The organism is Lactiplantibacillus sp. 30.2.29, from assembly GCF_018991255.1.
GTDB classification, from domain to species: Bacteria; Bacillota; Bacilli; order Lactobacillales; family Lactobacillaceae; genus Lactiplantibacillus; species Lactiplantibacillus pentosus.
This window is the reverse complement of the sequence record NZ_JAGYGU010000024.1, coordinates 1-14712: the sequence shown is the minus strand read 5'-3', so window position 1 is coordinate 14712 and position 14712 is coordinate 1. Positions and strand designations below refer to the sequence as shown.

Genomic DNA, 14712 nt, shown 5'->3' with positions numbered 1-14712 from the left:
AAGAGGTGAAACTTTTATGAGCATTAAATCTGAAGAAATCAGTGCTCTAATCAAACAACAATTAGAAAGTTATCAAACTGAGCTCTCAGTTGCTGAAACCGGTACTGTCACCTACGTTGGTGATGGGATCGCCCGTGCTCACGGACTCGACAACGCCTTACAAGGTGAATTGCTCGAATTCAGTAACGGAGTTTACGGGATGGTACAAAACCTCGAAAGCAACGATGTTGGTATCGTTGTCTTAGGGGATTTTGATGGTATTCGTGAAGGCGATACTGTTAAGCGGACTGGCCGCATCATGGAAGTTCCAGTTGGGGATGCCATGATTGGCCGGGTCGTGAACCCATTAGGTCAACCAGTCGACGGCTTAGGTGAGATTAAGACCACGAACACGCGGCCAATCGAACATAAAGCCCCAGGGATCATGCAACGGCAATCAGTTAGCGAACCACTCCAAACTGGGATCAAGGCCATTGATGCCTTAGTTCCAATTGGTCGTGGCCAACGTGAATTGATTATCGGTGACCGTAAGACTGGTAAGACGTCCGTTGCCATTGATGCCATTTTGAACCAAAAAGACCAAGACATGATTTGTGTCTACGTCGCAATTGGTCAAAAGGACTCAACGGTGCGGGCCCAAGTTGAAACGTTGAAGAAGTTAGGTGCGATGGATTATACGATCGTCGTTACCGCCGGACCTTCTGAACCAGCACCATTGTTGTACTTAGCACCTTATGCTGGGGCAGCGATGGGTGAAGAATTCATGTTCAATGGCAAGCATGTGTTGATCGTCTATGATGACCTTTCAAAGCAAGCAACGGCTTACCGTGAACTTTCATTGATTCTTCGTCGTCCTCCAGGTCGTGAAGCCTATCCTGGTGATGTCTTCTACTTGCACTCACGGTTGCTCGAACGGGCCGCTAAGTTGAGTGATGAATTGGGTGGCGGTTCAATGACTGCCTTACCAATCATCGAAACGCAAGCCGGGGATATCTCAGCATATATTCCAACTAACGTTATTTCCATCACCGATGGCCAAATATTCTTGGATAGTGATTCATTCTATTCTGGTGTTCGGCCAGCGATCGATGCCGGGGCTTCTGTTTCCCGGGTTGGTGGGGATGCTCAAATCAAAGCCATGAAGTCAGTTGCCGGGACGTTACGTCTGGACTTGGCTTCATACCGTGAATTGAAATCATTCTCACAATTCGGTTCTGATTTGGATGCCGCAACCCAAGCGAAGTTAAATCGTGGGCAACGGATCGTTGAAGTCTTAAAGCAACCTGTTCATTCACCATTAAAGGTTGAAGAACAAGTTATGATTTTATACGCTTTGACGAACGGTTATCTCGATAAAGTGGCAGTAGACGATATTGCCCGTTATCAAAGCGAATTGTTCGAATTCGTCCACGCTAGTCATCAAGACCTATTTGACACGATCTTATCAACTAAGAAGTTGCCAGATACCGACAAGATGAACAGTGCGCTGGATGCATTCGCAGAACAATTCCAGCCAACCGCTGCCGCTGCAAAGTAGTTATGGCTGAAAAGGATGGTGAGTAGTGCATGGCAGAATCATTAATGGATGTCAAGCGCCGGATTGACTCAACGAAGAAGACTCATCAGATCACGTCCGCAATGCAAATGGTTTCAACCTCTAAGTTGAATCAGATTCAAAAGCATACGACGACGTATCAAGTGTACGCTTCCAAAGTTGAAAGCATCGTTTCGCATCTAGCCAAAGCTCATCTGATGTCAGCAAGTGTCGGTGTTGCCAATAGTAATTCCAATACCATCTCGGTAAGCGAATTATTAGCACAACGGCCTGTTAAAAAGACTGGTTTATTGATCATCACTTCCGACCGTGGTCTCGTGGGGAGCTATAACAGTAACGTGTTAAAGCAAACCAATGACTTCATGCGGACGCATAAGCTTGATGCCAATAACGCAGTCGTTTTGGCGGTTGGTGGCACTGGTGCGGATTTCTATAAAAAGAACGGCTTAAACGTGGCCTATGAATACCGCGGCGTCTCTGACGTACCAACTTTTAAAGAAGTTCGTGAAATCGTTAAGACAGTCACATCAATGTATCATAACGAAGTCTTTGATGAACTTTACGTGTTCTACAATCACTTTATCAACCGGCTTTCTTCTGGTTTCCGGTCAGTTAAAATGCTGCCGATCTCTGAAGAGACTTTTGAACAAAGTGAATCAGACAACCGTAAAGCCAAGGACAGTCGGGTCGATGTCGGTCCTGAGTACGAAATGGAACCGTCAGAAGAAGCGATTTTGTCGGCCGTGTTGCCACAATACGCTGAAAGCCTAGTTTATGGTGCAATCTTGGATGCCAAGACTGCTGAACATGCTTCGTCGTCAACTGCGATGAAGGCTGCATCAGATAACGCTGGCGATTTAATTGATAAGTTAAATCTGAAATATAACCGTGCGCGTCAAGCTGCGATTACCACTGAAATTACTGAAATCACTGGTGGCTTGGTTGCGCAAGAATAACGAAGTGGGAGGAATTAACGACTAATGAGTACAGGTAAAGTTGTACAAGTTATTGGACCCGTTGTTGACGTTGAATTCTCTCTAAACGACAAGTTACCCGATATTAATAACGCCTTGATCATTCAAAAGGACAACGATGACACTTTAACGGTGGAAGTATCGTTGGAATTAGGTGATGGGGTCGTTCGGACCGTTGCGATGGACGGTACGGATGGTTTACGCCGGGGAATGACGGTTGAAGACACTGGTTCTTCAATTACCGTTCCTGTTGGTAAAGAGACGTTAGGCCGGGTCTTCAACGTTTTAGGGGAAACCATTGATGGTGGTCCAGAATTCGGTCCAGACGCAGAACGTAACCCGATTCACCGGGATGCGCCTAAATATGATGAATTAACAACTAGTACGGAAGTATTGGAAACTGGGATTAAAGTTATCGACCTCTTAGCACCATATGTTCGTGGTGGTAAGATTGGGTTGTTCGGTGGTGCCGGTGTTGGTAAAACCGTTTTAATTCAGGAATTAATTCATAACATTGCTCAAGAACATAACGGGATTTCCGTGTTTACCGGTGTTGGTGAACGGACGCGTGAAGGGAACGACCTTTACTTTGAAATGAAGGGTTCCGGCGTTCTGAAGAATACCGCCATGGTCTATGGTCAAATGAACGAACCACCAGGTGCCCGGATGCGGGTGGCCTTGACTGGGTTAACGATTGCGGAATACTTCCGTGATGTTCAAGGTCAAGACGTGCTGTTATTTATCGATAACATCTTCCGGTTCACCCAAGCTGGTTCTGAAGTTTCCGCCTTACTTGGCCGGATTCCTTCAGCCGTTGGTTACCAACCAACCTTGGCGACTGAAATGGGTCAATTACAAGAACGAATCACTTCGACTAAGAAGGGTTCCGTTACTTCGATTCAAGCCGTTTATGTGCCTGCCGATGACTATACCGACCCGGCACCTGCAACGACTTTCGCCCATTTGGATGCGACGACCAACTTGGAACGTTCTTTGACGGAACAAGGGATCTATCCAGCCGTTGACCCATTGGCTTCTTCATCAATTGCGCTTGACCCATCAATCGTGGGTGAAGAACATTATCAAGTTGCCACTGAAGTTCAACGGGTCTTGCAACGTTACCGTGAATTGCAAGATATCATCTCGATCTTAGGGATGGATGAATTATCTGACGAAGAAAAGACGACCGTTGCACGTGCACGGCGGATTCAATTCTTCTTATCACAAAACTTCTTCGTTGCCGAAAACTTTACGGGTCAACCTGGTTCATACGTGCCAATCAATGATACGGTCAAGGGCTTCAAAGAAATCCTTGAAGGTAAATATGATGACCTACCAGAAGACGCATTCCGTCAAGTTGGTAAGATCGAAGACGTGGTCGAAAAAGCGAAATCGATGGTAACTGATTAGGAGGGGTTTACATGGCTGACAATGCAAAATCATTAACCGTTAGCATCGTAACTCCAGACGGTCAGGTCTATGAAAACAAGACGCCGATGTTGATCGTACGGACGATTGACGGCGAACTCGGGATTTTGCCGAACCATATTCCAGTGATTGCTTCGCTGGCAATCGATGAGGTTCGGATCAAGCAACTCGAAAGTGATCAGGAAGACGATGAAATCGCCGTTAACGGTGGTTTCGTTGAGTTCAGTAACAATACGGCTACCATTGTCGCCGATAGTGCTGAACGTCAGAATGACATTGACGTTGCTCGGGCTGAGAATGCACGGAAACGCGCTGAAACGGCAATCAAAGCTGCCCAACAAAAGCATGATGATGCTGAGTTGGCACGGGCGCAAGTTGCCTTGCGTCGGGCTATGAACCGTTTGAACGTTGCCCGGCATTAACCACAACTTAAAATTCTGAAAAGCATCTGCAATTATTTGCGGGTGCTTTTTTGTTGTGCCACGATAATTCGAGTTCTGAACACCGTTTAGGGTCAAAAGCGGCCAGCTAAGACCCGTTGGAAACAGGGCGAGTTAAGGGTAAACTTTCAGTGGTGGCTGCGTCCTACGTCGGCTTCCAGGCATTTCTGACAACGCTGGAACGTGGTGGACACAGATTTAAGCCGACAACCCACGTCTTAAATACTGGTCTTCCACGTTGCCTGCGATATGGATGAAACGTGTTCGGGTCAGACTGGGACTTCCGGTTAGCTACGCCAGAACGCCAAGCGGAAATGCACCGCTTAACGCTCTAGCTAGGCTAATCCTCAGTCCCAACCCGTCTGAACCTCACACTCTGAAAAACGCTGAGCATTGTCAGAAACACCTTCCAGCCGGGATGGTATTCGAAAGGCGGACATGTGTGGACCCAACTTTTGATGAACTGATCGTTGGTTCTTAGTAGCATTTTGTTTTTTTCCTTAACTTTCAGATTAGTTTCCGACAGTCTCTCGTCGCACTTGTGCTTTGATCCTACTGACTAGTTGCATTAATGCATATTGTCGGAGACGTTCTAGTCGATTGAGACTACAAATCCTAAAATCAGACACGGATAGCATTCTGCATTTAACTGTAAGAATAGGCTCGGTTTGAAAATTGACAATAATTTTCAGATTTGCATTCAATTTCACAAATCATTATCGACATTGTCTAAAAGTTTGCATAAAGGTTCAGTCACAAGAAATCACTGGTCAATTGCACCAAGATAGGTGGCCGTTCATCCGCCATTCGAGCGGGTTCCCGACTGAAGGGGCTGGCTGACAATGCTCAAGGGCAAAATTCTTCTTGTCCGGGTGAATTTCCCGGGCTAGAAGAAGACTCGTATTTGAAATTGCGCAGTGGGCTTCTGCGTGAGTTCAAATCGATGTCCGCCCTGTTCCAGCGTTGTCAGCCAGCCCCGGAAGTCGAATTAGGACGATCATCGGCTGACGAACAGGAATTCGACTCCGGTACGTTTCAGTCATCTTTAATACCCGTGAGCGTATTAGACCCGTGTCAGGATGGGAAATGATAGAATAAATGCTAACGACGGGTTATGAATAGATACTGATAGGGAACGTTCAAAGTGTGGCTGCTTACACTGCCATCGCTAGCTAAATCAACACAGGCAAGGGTGTGTGATGATTCAATTGCTTGATTGTCAAGCGAAAACGCTAACAAATCCAACATTAGTTAACTAATCATAAGTATTTAATATTTGTGTTGGAATTGTAACGAAAATGTAAAATGTAATATTTCTTCACCGTAGTTCTATGTTATGATGATTAGGAACCGATTTGAACTTGAATGACACTCGGGTCGTTTGGCTAGGGGCCTTCAAGTCAACTGGCGGTTGAATGATATTGAGATTGCACCATCACGTGAACCAGTCGCTCTGGGATGCTGAGCAGCCAAGGCGACATGTACTGCTGCGTGGTGCGAGACCGTTTTGTTTTCATTGGGTCTGCAATCTGACGTAGCTTGTTTATTGATTATCGTTTAGTGATGGAGGGTTTATCCATGGAGGAAATTGTAGTTCATGGCGGTCAACGTTTGACAGGTAATGTTCATATCGAGGGCGCTAAGAACGCTGTGTTACCGATTTTAGCAGCCAGTTTATTGGCTAGCGACGGACAAACACATTTATCAAATGTACCAGTTTTGTCAGACGTGTTCACAATGAATAACGTCTTGAAATTTTTGAATGCTAAAATTGATTTTGATGAAATTAATAAAACGATCGATATTGACGCCAGCCGTCAATTATCATCAGAAGCACCATTCCAATACGTGTCTAAAATGCGCGCATCAATTGTTGTGATGGGACCATTATTGGCACGTTTAGGTCATGCCAAGGTTGCGATGCCGGGTGGGTGTGCGATTGGCTCACGGCCGATTGATTTGCATCTCAAAGGCTTAAATGCGCTCGGTGCAGAAATCGAACGCCACGATGGCTACGTTGAAGCCACCGCAACTAAATTACATGGTGCGGCAATCTACTTAGATTTTCCAAGTGTTGGTGCGACCCAAAATATTATGATGGCCGCAACGCTCGCTGACGGCGTGACGACCATGGAAAACGTGGCGCGCGAACCAGAAATCGTCGACTTAGCTAACTATCTGAATCAGATGGGCGCTAAAGTCACGGGTGCCGGGACTGAAACGATCCGAATCGAAGGTGTTAAGACGATGCACGGTTGTGACCACAGCATCGTCCAAGACCGGATCGAAGCCGGCACGTTTATGGTCGCTGCCGCAGTGACGCAAGGTAACGTCTTGGTGGAAGACGCGATTGCGGAACATAACAAGCCGTTGATCTCAAAGATGCGCGAAATGGGTGTCACGGTGACCGAAGAACGCGGGGGTATCCGGGTCATCGGTCCGGAGACGTTAAAACCAACGTCGGTCAAGACACTGCCACATCCTGGTTTCCCAACGGACATGCAACCACAGATGACGATTCTGCAATTGTGTGCGCAAGGCACTAGTTTACTGACGGAAACGGTTTTTGAGAATCGTTTCATGCACCTAGATGAACTCCGCCGGATGAACGCTGATTTCAAGATTGAAGGACGGTCGGTCATCATGTACGGGCCAACTGATTTCAACGGGGCGCAAGTGACGGCTACTGATCTACGCGCAGCTGCAGCCTTAGTCATCGCCGGTTTAGTCAGTCGGGGTTATACCGAAGTGACTAACCTCAAGTATTTGGATCGGGGCTACTTCAACTTCCATGGTAAGTTAGCCAAGCTGGGTGCAGAAATCAAACGGGTCGAGATTCCAGATGGCACCGTTTATGCGCTGAATCCAGACTTTGCCAACCAGGCAGCAGAATAAATGTAAATAATTGCTTACAAAACCTTCAAAGTGCGCTAAACTCGTGTTTGAAGGTTTTTTTGTGGCGAGCCACTGTGGCTGACGCCCATCATTCGGGAGGACACTTATGTTTATTAATATTATCGACAAACACATTTCGTTAAAACCAACTGAGGTGGCTGACGCTGAGCCACTATTTGATCTCGTTGACCAGAATCGCGACCACTTAGCACCATGGATGCCGTGGGTCGATGCGACTGCGACTATCGCCGATGAACGCCAATTCATTGAAAGCATGTTGACCAAGCAAGCGCACGGGCAAGTCTTTATTACGACCATTATCGTGGACGGTGAGGTTGCTGGAATGTTGGACATTCACAATATCAGTGACGTCAATCATCGGGGTGAAATCGGCTACTGGTTAGGCGCGGCCTATACGGGGCGGGGCGTGATGACCAAAGCACTCGAACGATTAGAAGAAATTGCCTTTACTGAATTAGACTTACACAAGTTGAGTTTGGGCGCGGATGTCAATAATCAAGCGAGCCGCGCCGTTGCTGAACGTCGGCAATACCATTTGGATGCAACGTTGCCTGAGAACATCCTCGTCAATGAGCAGTACCGTGATGAAGCCATCTATTCGTTGACCGTTGATGAATGGTCCAAACGGCAAGATGACTAGCGGCTGTTGAGCGTTTTGGCGCGCACAACTGAATCGTTGGTACATGCAGCCATTAGTTCTCATCAACTGTAGAGTATGGTATAATGATTAGTCGTATAATTGTATGTTTGAGAGGAGCAAAAACATGGCTTTAGATATTGGTATTGACCTGGGAACTGCCAATGTTTTGATTTACGTATCAGGTAAGGGCATCGTACTAAATGAACCATCCGTTGTCGCTATTGATACCAACACGAATCAAGTATTAGCAGTTGGGTCCGAAGCCTATCAAATGGTTGGGAAGACGCCTAGCAACATCCGGGCGATTCGGCCGTTAAAAGACGGGGTCATCTCCGATTTTGACGTCACCGAAGAGATGTTGTCCTATTTTATCAAAAAATTAAACGTTCGGGGAATCATGTCACGTCCAAGTATTATGATCTGTACCCCAACGAACACAACTGAAATTGAACGTAAAGCAATCTTACAAGCAGCAGAAAAATCCGGTGGTAACAAGGTCTACTTAGAAGTTGAACCGAAAGTTGCTGCAATCGGTGCTGGGATGGATATTTTCCAACCACGCGGTAACATGGTCATCGATATTGGTGGTGGGACGAGTGATATCGCTGTCTTATCGCTTGGTGACATTGTCGCAAGTAGCTCACTACGGATGGCTGGCGATCGCATGAACCAAGACATTGTCAACTACGTTAAGGATCAGCATCACCTGTTGATCGGTGAACGCAGTGCTGAACAAGTCAAGATTCAGATTGCCCAAGTCTTCAAGCAAGATGGTGATGATGACAAGGTCACCCAAGTGCGTGGTCGTGATACGGTTACCGGGATGCCACGGTCAATTGATATTGACTCAAATCAGGTAGAAGAAGCCATTCACGAAACGCTGATGCAGATCGTCAGCACCGCGCATCACGTGATGGAAACTTTGCCGCCTGAAATTGCGGCGGATATTATCGATCGCGGGATCACCTTAACTGGTGGCGGTGCGCTGCTCAGCGGACTCGACCAGTTGATTAGTGAAAACTTACGCGTGCCCGTCATGGTTGCTGAACATCCGTTGAACAACGTGGCTCAGGGTGCCGGGATTTTGCTGGAACACATGCAGAAAACCGCAAAGAACAAGAAATAATTCGCGATGCGACGGTTATTAATGAAAGGGATCCGCTTCTATCAGCGGGCCTTTTCTGCGTTTAGTCCGGCCCATTGCCGTTATTATCCGACTTGTTCAAATTACACGTTGGAGGCAATCGACCGGTTTGGCGCAGTTAAGGGAAGTTTGATGGGGGTGGCACGCGTCTTGCGTTGTCACCCCTTCGTTAAGGGGGGCTTCGACCCCGTACCAGCCCATTTTTCACTGCGTCGTAATCCGCAATACAAGGAGGAAGACAACCGTGGCAAGAAAAGATAAGGCGATTTCGGTCACTTTAAATGAGACCAAGGTCAACGGTCAGACGGTTACCGAAGTTTTAATTGGAAAGCAGATGATTGGTCAGGTCACCCAAGTCGGCGAACGTTTTGATGCCGAAATGGTTAGCGACAACCAACCATTTGCACATACCAAATCTTTTGATGAGAGTTTGCAAGAAATCTTGTCAGCTTACCATTTACACAAAGGCTAATTTTTAGTAAACCTTCAACCTGGTCCCGAGAATTCGGCACCAGGTTGTTGTATAATAAAAGCTATCTTAGAGTACCAATTGATAGTGTGAATAAGGTTAGATTCAACGTGGACGTTGGACTAATTCAAATAGGTTAGGAGCGTTATTTGTGGCAGAAGAATCTAGACTCCGCAGTCAAGACGAAGATTCAAGAATTGACTGGGGTATCATATTTTCAGTGATGATGCTAGGACTGATCGGGTTGGCCTCGATCTATGTCGCCGCAGTGCACGATTCTAGTTCAGTGAACGTCACGAAACAGGTGATTTCTCAAGTCATGTGGTTTGTGATTGGGACAGCGATTGCCGTGATCGTGATGCAATTTGACTCAGAACAATTGTGGCGCGTGGCGCCCATCGCGTATTGGTTTGGGATTTTCCTACTAGCGGCCGTACTGGTCCTGTATAGTCGGTCGTTGTACACGAGTACCGGGGCCAAAAGTTGGTTTGCGGTCGGCTCGTTGACGCTGCAACCGTCTGAAATCATGAAACCAGCCTTCATCTTGATGTTAGGCCGGGTGGTGACGATGCATAATACGGAGCATCCGACTCATACCATGGCGGGTGACTGGCAGCTGATTGGTAAATTGGTGGCGTACATGATTCCCGTTGCCATCCTGCTGAAACTCCAAAATGACTTTGGGACGATGCTCGTGTTCTTCGCCATTTTGGGTGGTGTGATCTTAGTTTCTGGGATTTCATGGCGGTTACTTGCACCGACCTTTGCAATCGTTGCGGCGGCTGCCGGGACGGCATTGTACTTGGTCATTTCTCAAAGTGGTCGGCATATTTTGGAAGCCATTGGGTTCAAACAGTACCAATTTGCACGTATCGATACTTGGTTGAATCCCTCAACGGATACGTCTAACAATGCGTACCAAGTTTGGCAGAGTATGAAGGCCATTGGGTCCGGACAGATTACTGGTCGTGGGTTTAACGTGTCACACGTGACCGTGCCAGTGCATGAATCCGATATGATTTTCTCCGTGATTGGTGAAAACTTTGGCTTTATCGGCTGTGCCGTAGTTATTTTGTTATATTTTCTATTGATTTACCAAATGATTCGGGTTACGTTTGATACTAAGAACGAATTTTATGCTTACATTTCGACCGGGGTCATCATGATGATTCTCTTCCACGTGTTCGAAAACATTGGGATGAGTATTGGACTGTTACCAATGACCGGGATTCCGTTGCCGTTTATCAGTCAAGGGGGTTCGGCGTTGATTGCCAATATGGCGGGGATCGGCTTGATGATGTCGATGCGGTTCCACTACAAGTCATATATGTTCAGTCGTAACGACCGGTTCGAATAGTAAAATTATTGCAAAGGTATGGTGGAATGTATGAGTGAAGATGCAGCTTATTTTTGGACAAAAGATGTCGATGGTCACACACGCTTGGGCTTAACTAAAGCCGCTCACGAAGCATTGGGCGAAGTTAAGTATGCGGAATTACCCGCAATTGGCGACAAGATTAGTCAAAACAGTGCGTTTTTAAGCGTTGAAGCAACGAAGGCAGTCTCAGAATTTAACGCCCCAATCAACGGGACGGTGGTTGCAGTCAATCCCGCACTTAAGGACAACTTTGATGCCTTGAACAGTGTTGAAGACGGGGTTGCTTGGTTAATCGACGTGGACTAATTGTCAGGCCTTGACAATTAGAAACAGGCTCGGTATACTCGTTACATTAACAAATGATTAAAAAAACTTCATTTTGAAAAGATGAGTACGTGGCTACGATTACTTAGAGAGTCCCTCGTTGGTGCAAGGGGATTAATCGTGAAGCGGAAGATGGTCTTGAAATAATGGCGTTCAGTGAACGAAAGCAAGCTGGACGTGGGTCGCATCCATTACCATGCGGGAGTTCAGAGTAACTCTTGAGACAACCAGTGTGAGCTGGTTGTGAAGATGGGTGGTACCACGAGGCTAAGCTTCTCGTCCTATTGATGATTATGGTGATAATTGTCTGGGATGAGAAGCTTTTTTTGATGCATAAGGAGGAATTGACTTGATTGAATTTAAAGATGTGACAAAGACCTTTGATGTTAAGCAGGGCGCCGTTCACGCGGTCCAAGATGTTAACTTGAAGATTGAGGACGGTCACATTTATGGCATCGTCGGTTATTCTGGCGCGGGTAAGAGTACCTTAGTCCGGATGCTCAACGGGCTCGAAACGCCAACTAGCGGGTCAGTTGTGATTGACGATGTGAATATTACGACGCTGAGTGGCGCTAAATTACGTGCTCAACGGCAAAAAATCGGCATGATCTTTCAACATTTCAACTTGTTGTGGTCACGGACCGTGTTAGAAAATATCATGTTTCCACTTGAAATTGCGGGTAAGTCCAAAGCGGAAGCCCGTAAGAAGGCGGAACACCTCGCAGATTTGGTTGGACTCGCTGGTCGCGAGACCGCCTATCCGTCAGAATTATCTGGTGGTCAAAAGCAGCGGGTCGGGATTGCCCGGGCGTTAGCAAATGACCCGCAAATCTTACTTTCTGATGAAGCAACGAGTGCCTTGGATCCGCAAACGACTGATGAAGTCCTCGACTTATTGTTGTCGATCAATCAAAAGTTGCATTTAACCATTGTCTTGATCACCCATGAAATGCACGTCATCCGTAAGATTGCGGATCACGTGGCCGTCATGGAAGCCGGTAAGATCGTTGAACAGGGTCCAGTGCTCGAAGTCTTCAAGCGGCCAAAGCAAGCCGTTACGAAGCGTTTCGTGAACGAAGAGGTCACCCCTTCATTGAATGATACGACAGTGGTCGTTGATCAGTTGCTTGAAAAATATCCTAAGGGGACGATCGTTCAATTGACGTTCCACGGCGACCAAGCCCAGTTACCAATTGTGTCCGAAATGTTGAAGAAGTATCCACTTGATTTGAACATCATTGAAGGTGGGATTCATCAGACGCAAGAGGGCGCAATTGGGTCACTGTACGTGCAATTGACTGGTGATGAAGAACAACTCAAAGGTGCCTTAGCGTACCTACAAACCATGCGTGTCGAAACGGAGGTCTTAAACCGTGAATAGTCAAGGATTAGATTCATACTTCAAATTTTCCAATGTGGATTGGGGAAGCATGATGTCCTCAACTTGGGAAACGATTTGGTTGACGATCGTTTCCATGGTGGTCGTGGCAATTTTAGGGATTGCCTTAGGATTGTTACTTTACGAGACCGCCGGCAGTCAAAATATCTTAGCTAAAATCTTGAATTGGGTCGTGGCGTTGTTCGTCAACGTGTTCCGGTCGATTCCATTTATTATCTTGATCGTGCTATTATTACCGATTACGTCCAAGTTAGTTGGAACCATCATTGGACCACGCGCGGCGCTGCCTTCACTGATTATTTCAGCGGCACCGTTTTACGCACGGATGGTCGAATTAGCGTTCCATGAATTAGACCATGGCGTGATTGAAGCGGCTGAATCGATGGGTGCCACACGTTGGCAGATCGTCCGCAAAGTATTGTTGCCCGAAAGCATGCCAGCGTTAGTTTCTGGGATTACCGTAACAACGATTTCGTTGATTGGGTATACTGCGATGGCTGGTGCGATCGGTGCTGGTGGTTTGGGGAACTTGGCTTATCAAGATGGGTTCCAATCCAACAACAATGCCGTGACATTGGTCGCAACCGTGATTATTGTCATTATTGTGTTTATTTTCCAATTTATTGGGGATTTCGCTGTTCGTCATATCGATAAGCGGGTCAATTAAAGTTAGTTCTTAGGAGGAATTAGGGTCATGCAAAAAAAGCGGATTTTAGGGTTATTGGCAGTTGCAGCAACCGCCATTTTATTAGTTGGCTGTGGTAAGTCTTCTTCAGAATCGAAGACCACGACGATTACGGTGGGCGCTTCTGCCGTACCACACGCACAGATTTTGAAGCATGTGCAACCAGAATTGAAAAAGGAAGGCGTCAACTTGAAGATCAAAGTCTTCCAAGATTACGTCTTGCCTAACAAAGCGTTAGCTTCAAAGGAATTGGATGCCAACTACTTCCAGCACATTCCATTCTTAAAGAACTGGAACAAGGAAAACAACGGCACTTTAGTTTCTGCCGGCAAGGTTCATTTGGAACCAATCGGTGTTTACTCCAAGAAAGTCAAGAACTTGAAAGACTTGAAGGATGGCGCAACGGTCTTAGTAAGTAGTAATGTTGCCGACTATGGTCGGGTCTTAACCTTATTCAAGGATGCTGGCTTGATCACGTTGAAGAAGGGGACTGATTTGACTTCTGCAACGTTTAACGATATCAAGACCAACAAGCGTCACTTGAAGTTCAAGCACTCTTACGAAGCTAAGTTAATGCCGACCTTCTACAAAAACAACGAAGGTGACGCGGTTGTGATCAACGCTAACTACGCTGTTCAAGCTGGGTTGAATCCTAAGAAGGATGCCATCGCCCTTGAAAAATCCGACTCGCCATACGCTAACATTGTGGCTGTCCGTAAAGGCGACAAGAACAAGCCGGCCATCAAGAAGTTGATGAAGGCCTTACGTTCTAAGAGTACCCAGAAGTGGATCGAAAAGAAATACAAGGGTGCCATCTTGCCAGTTTCTGCTGACTAGTCATGACCCTGCAATACCAAACATCATGATTCCAATTAAGCTAGTTTCAGAGCCTGAGTGCTTTGGGGCTAGTTTTTTTGTGGAATTGACAATCAGGAATGGCCAGCTGAGAACCGTTGGAAAAGCTGCTGAGCAAACAAAAAGCATGCCACCTCAATCATCACGATTGGGGTGGCATGCTTTTTTGAAGCTGGGTCTGTGCCTTGATCTGCGCGCAGTCGTGTTAACAGTCCGTAGCATAGCTGTTTATCAAATATTTGGCAGCAGAGCAGGCTTTGGTGTGGCCCCGTTTATCAGGTCCATTTGTTGCGGACTTTGCAGTGGCCCTTAATTATGCTTCAGTAGTGATTCTTACCCCTCTAAATCAGCTAAAAAGCTTGCCCAACAATACAACGAACCTAGCAAGCTCAAATAGTACGCCGAGTGCTAGGACCAGGACTAATGTAATCAGTCCGACTTTTTTGATTGTCATCTTAATCCCCCATTTTATAAATGATATACAACCGATGATATGATTTTATTA

General features: G+C 46.4%; 14 protein-coding genes and 1 other annotated feature. All 14 genes read left to right on the top strand.

From position 1 onward, the window contains the following. Nucleotides 1-16: 16 nt before the first annotated feature. The 14 genes from atpA (at nt 17) to KGF65_RS12575 (ending at nt 14189) form a co-directional block, all read left to right on the top strand. On the top strand, nt 17-1537 hold the full coding sequence (gene atpA / locus KGF65_RS12640) for a F0F1 ATP synthase subunit alpha (protein WP_159258615.1): 1521 nt from the start codon (nt 17-19) through the stop codon (nt 1535-1537). A gap of 29 nt (nt 1538-1566) precedes the next feature. After that, on the top strand, nt 1567-2511 hold the full coding sequence (locus tag KGF65_RS12635) for a F0F1 ATP synthase subunit gamma (protein ID WP_050339395.1): 945 nt from the start codon (nt 1567-1569) through the stop codon (nt 2509-2511). Between the two features lie 24 nt (nt 2512-2535). Next, nucleotides 2536-3939, top strand: coding sequence for a F0F1 ATP synthase subunit beta (gene atpD, locus KGF65_RS12630; RefSeq protein ID WP_003639219.1), 1404 nt, complete (start codon nt 2536-2538; stop codon nt 3937-3939). An 11-nt stretch (nt 3940-3950) separates the two neighbouring features. Next, complete coding sequence (locus KGF65_RS12625) at nt 3951-4379, top strand: F0F1 ATP synthase subunit epsilon (protein WP_003639218.1); 429 nt, start codon at nt 3951-3953, stop codon at nt 4377-4379. A gap of 1596 nt (nt 4380-5975) precedes the next feature. Beyond that, the gene (gene murA, locus KGF65_RS12620) at nt 5976-7292 is read left to right on the top strand and encodes a UDP-N-acetylglucosamine 1-carboxyvinyltransferase (RefSeq protein WP_050339394.1); all 1317 of its coding nucleotides are present in this window, start codon (nt 5976-5978) and stop codon (nt 7290-7292) included. 106 nt (nt 7293-7398) lie between these two features. After that, nucleotides 7399-7953, top strand: a complete 555-nt coding sequence (locus tag KGF65_RS12615; RefSeq protein ID WP_050339393.1) for a GNAT family N-acetyltransferase — start codon at nt 7399-7401, stop codon at nt 7951-7953. A 124-nt stretch (nt 7954-8077) separates the two neighbouring features. After that, nucleotides 8078-9079 carry a rod shape-determining protein gene (locus tag KGF65_RS12610; RefSeq protein ID WP_050339392.1) on the top strand — a complete coding sequence of 334 codons (1002 nt, stop codon included), beginning with the start codon at nt 8078-8080 and terminating at the stop codon, nt 9077-9079. Between the two features lie 6 nt (nt 9080-9085). Further along, entirely contained in the window at nt 9086-9358 is a 273-nt protein-coding gene (gene yidD / locus KGF65_RS12605; RefSeq protein WP_003639214.1) for a membrane protein insertion efficiency factor YidD, read from the top strand. Continuing rightward, a complete protein-coding gene (locus tag KGF65_RS12600; protein ID WP_003639213.1) occupies nt 9342-9569 on the top strand; it encodes a DUF2969 domain-containing protein in 228 nt (75 codons plus the stop codon). The genes yidD and KGF65_RS12600 overlap by 17 nt, the downstream gene beginning before the upstream one ends. A gap of 148 nt (nt 9570-9717) precedes the next feature. Continuing rightward, a complete protein-coding gene (locus KGF65_RS12595) occupies nt 9718-10923 on the top strand; it encodes an FtsW/RodA/SpoVE family cell cycle protein (RefSeq protein ID WP_216748588.1) in 1206 nt (401 codons plus the stop codon). 30 nt (nt 10924-10953) lie between these two features. Beyond that, the gene (locus tag KGF65_RS12590) at nt 10954-11250 is read left to right on the top strand and encodes a glycine cleavage system protein H (protein ID WP_003639211.1); all 297 of its coding nucleotides are present in this window, start codon (nt 10954-10956) and stop codon (nt 11248-11250) included. Nucleotides 11251-11314: 64 nt separating this feature from the next. Next, nucleotides 11315-11555: a binding site (T-box leader), on the top strand. A gap of 62 nt (nt 11556-11617) precedes the next feature. Next, on the top strand, nt 11618-12649 hold the full coding sequence (locus KGF65_RS12585; RefSeq protein ID WP_003639210.1) for a methionine ABC transporter ATP-binding protein: 1032 nt from the start codon (nt 11618-11620) through the stop codon (nt 12647-12649). After that, nucleotides 12642-13334 (top strand): methionine ABC transporter permease, encoded by a 693-nt coding sequence (locus KGF65_RS12580; protein ID WP_050339391.1) that lies wholly within the window; start codon nt 12642-12644, stop codon nt 13332-13334. The genes KGF65_RS12585 and KGF65_RS12580 overlap by 8 nt, the downstream gene beginning before the upstream one ends. 27 nt (nt 13335-13361) lie before the next feature. Then, nucleotides 13362-14189 (top strand): MetQ/NlpA family ABC transporter substrate-binding protein, encoded by an 828-nt coding sequence (locus tag KGF65_RS12575; RefSeq protein WP_003639208.1) that lies wholly within the window; start codon nt 13362-13364, stop codon nt 14187-14189. The last annotated feature ends 523 nt before the right edge of the window (nt 14190-14712 follow it).

What these genes read in the sequence shown, in the direction of transcription:
- KGF65_RS12575 (WP_003639208.1), top strand. Translation starts at nt 13,362, where the DNA reads ATGCAAAAAAAGCGGATTTTAGGGTTATTGGCAGTTGCAGCAACCGCC.
- KGF65_RS12625 (WP_003639218.1), top strand. Translation starts at nt 3,951, where the DNA reads ATGGCTGACAATGCAAAATCATTAACCGTTAGCATCGTAACTCCAGAC.
- KGF65_RS12615 (WP_050339393.1), top strand. Translation starts at nt 7,399, where the DNA reads ATGTTTATTAATATTATCGACAAACACATTTCGTTAAAACCAACTGAG.
- atpA (WP_159258615.1), top strand. Translation starts at nt 17, where the DNA reads ATGAGCATTAAATCTGAAGAAATCAGTGCTCTAATCAAACAACAATTA.
- murA (WP_050339394.1), top strand. Translation starts at nt 5,976, where the DNA reads ATGGAGGAAATTGTAGTTCATGGCGGTCAACGTTTGACAGGTAATGTT.
- KGF65_RS12635 (WP_050339395.1), top strand. Translation starts at nt 1,567, where the DNA reads ATGGCAGAATCATTAATGGATGTCAAGCGCCGGATTGACTCAACGAAG.
- KGF65_RS12610 (WP_050339392.1), top strand. Translation starts at nt 8,078, where the DNA reads ATGGCTTTAGATATTGGTATTGACCTGGGAACTGCCAATGTTTTGATT.
- atpD (WP_003639219.1), top strand. Translation starts at nt 2,536, where the DNA reads ATGAGTACAGGTAAAGTTGTACAAGTTATTGGACCCGTTGTTGACGTT.
- yidD (WP_003639214.1), top strand. Translation starts at nt 9,086, where the DNA reads ATGCGACGGTTATTAATGAAAGGGATCCGCTTCTATCAGCGGGCCTTT.
- KGF65_RS12590 (WP_003639211.1), top strand. Translation starts at nt 10,954, where the DNA reads ATGAGTGAAGATGCAGCTTATTTTTGGACAAAAGATGTCGATGGTCAC.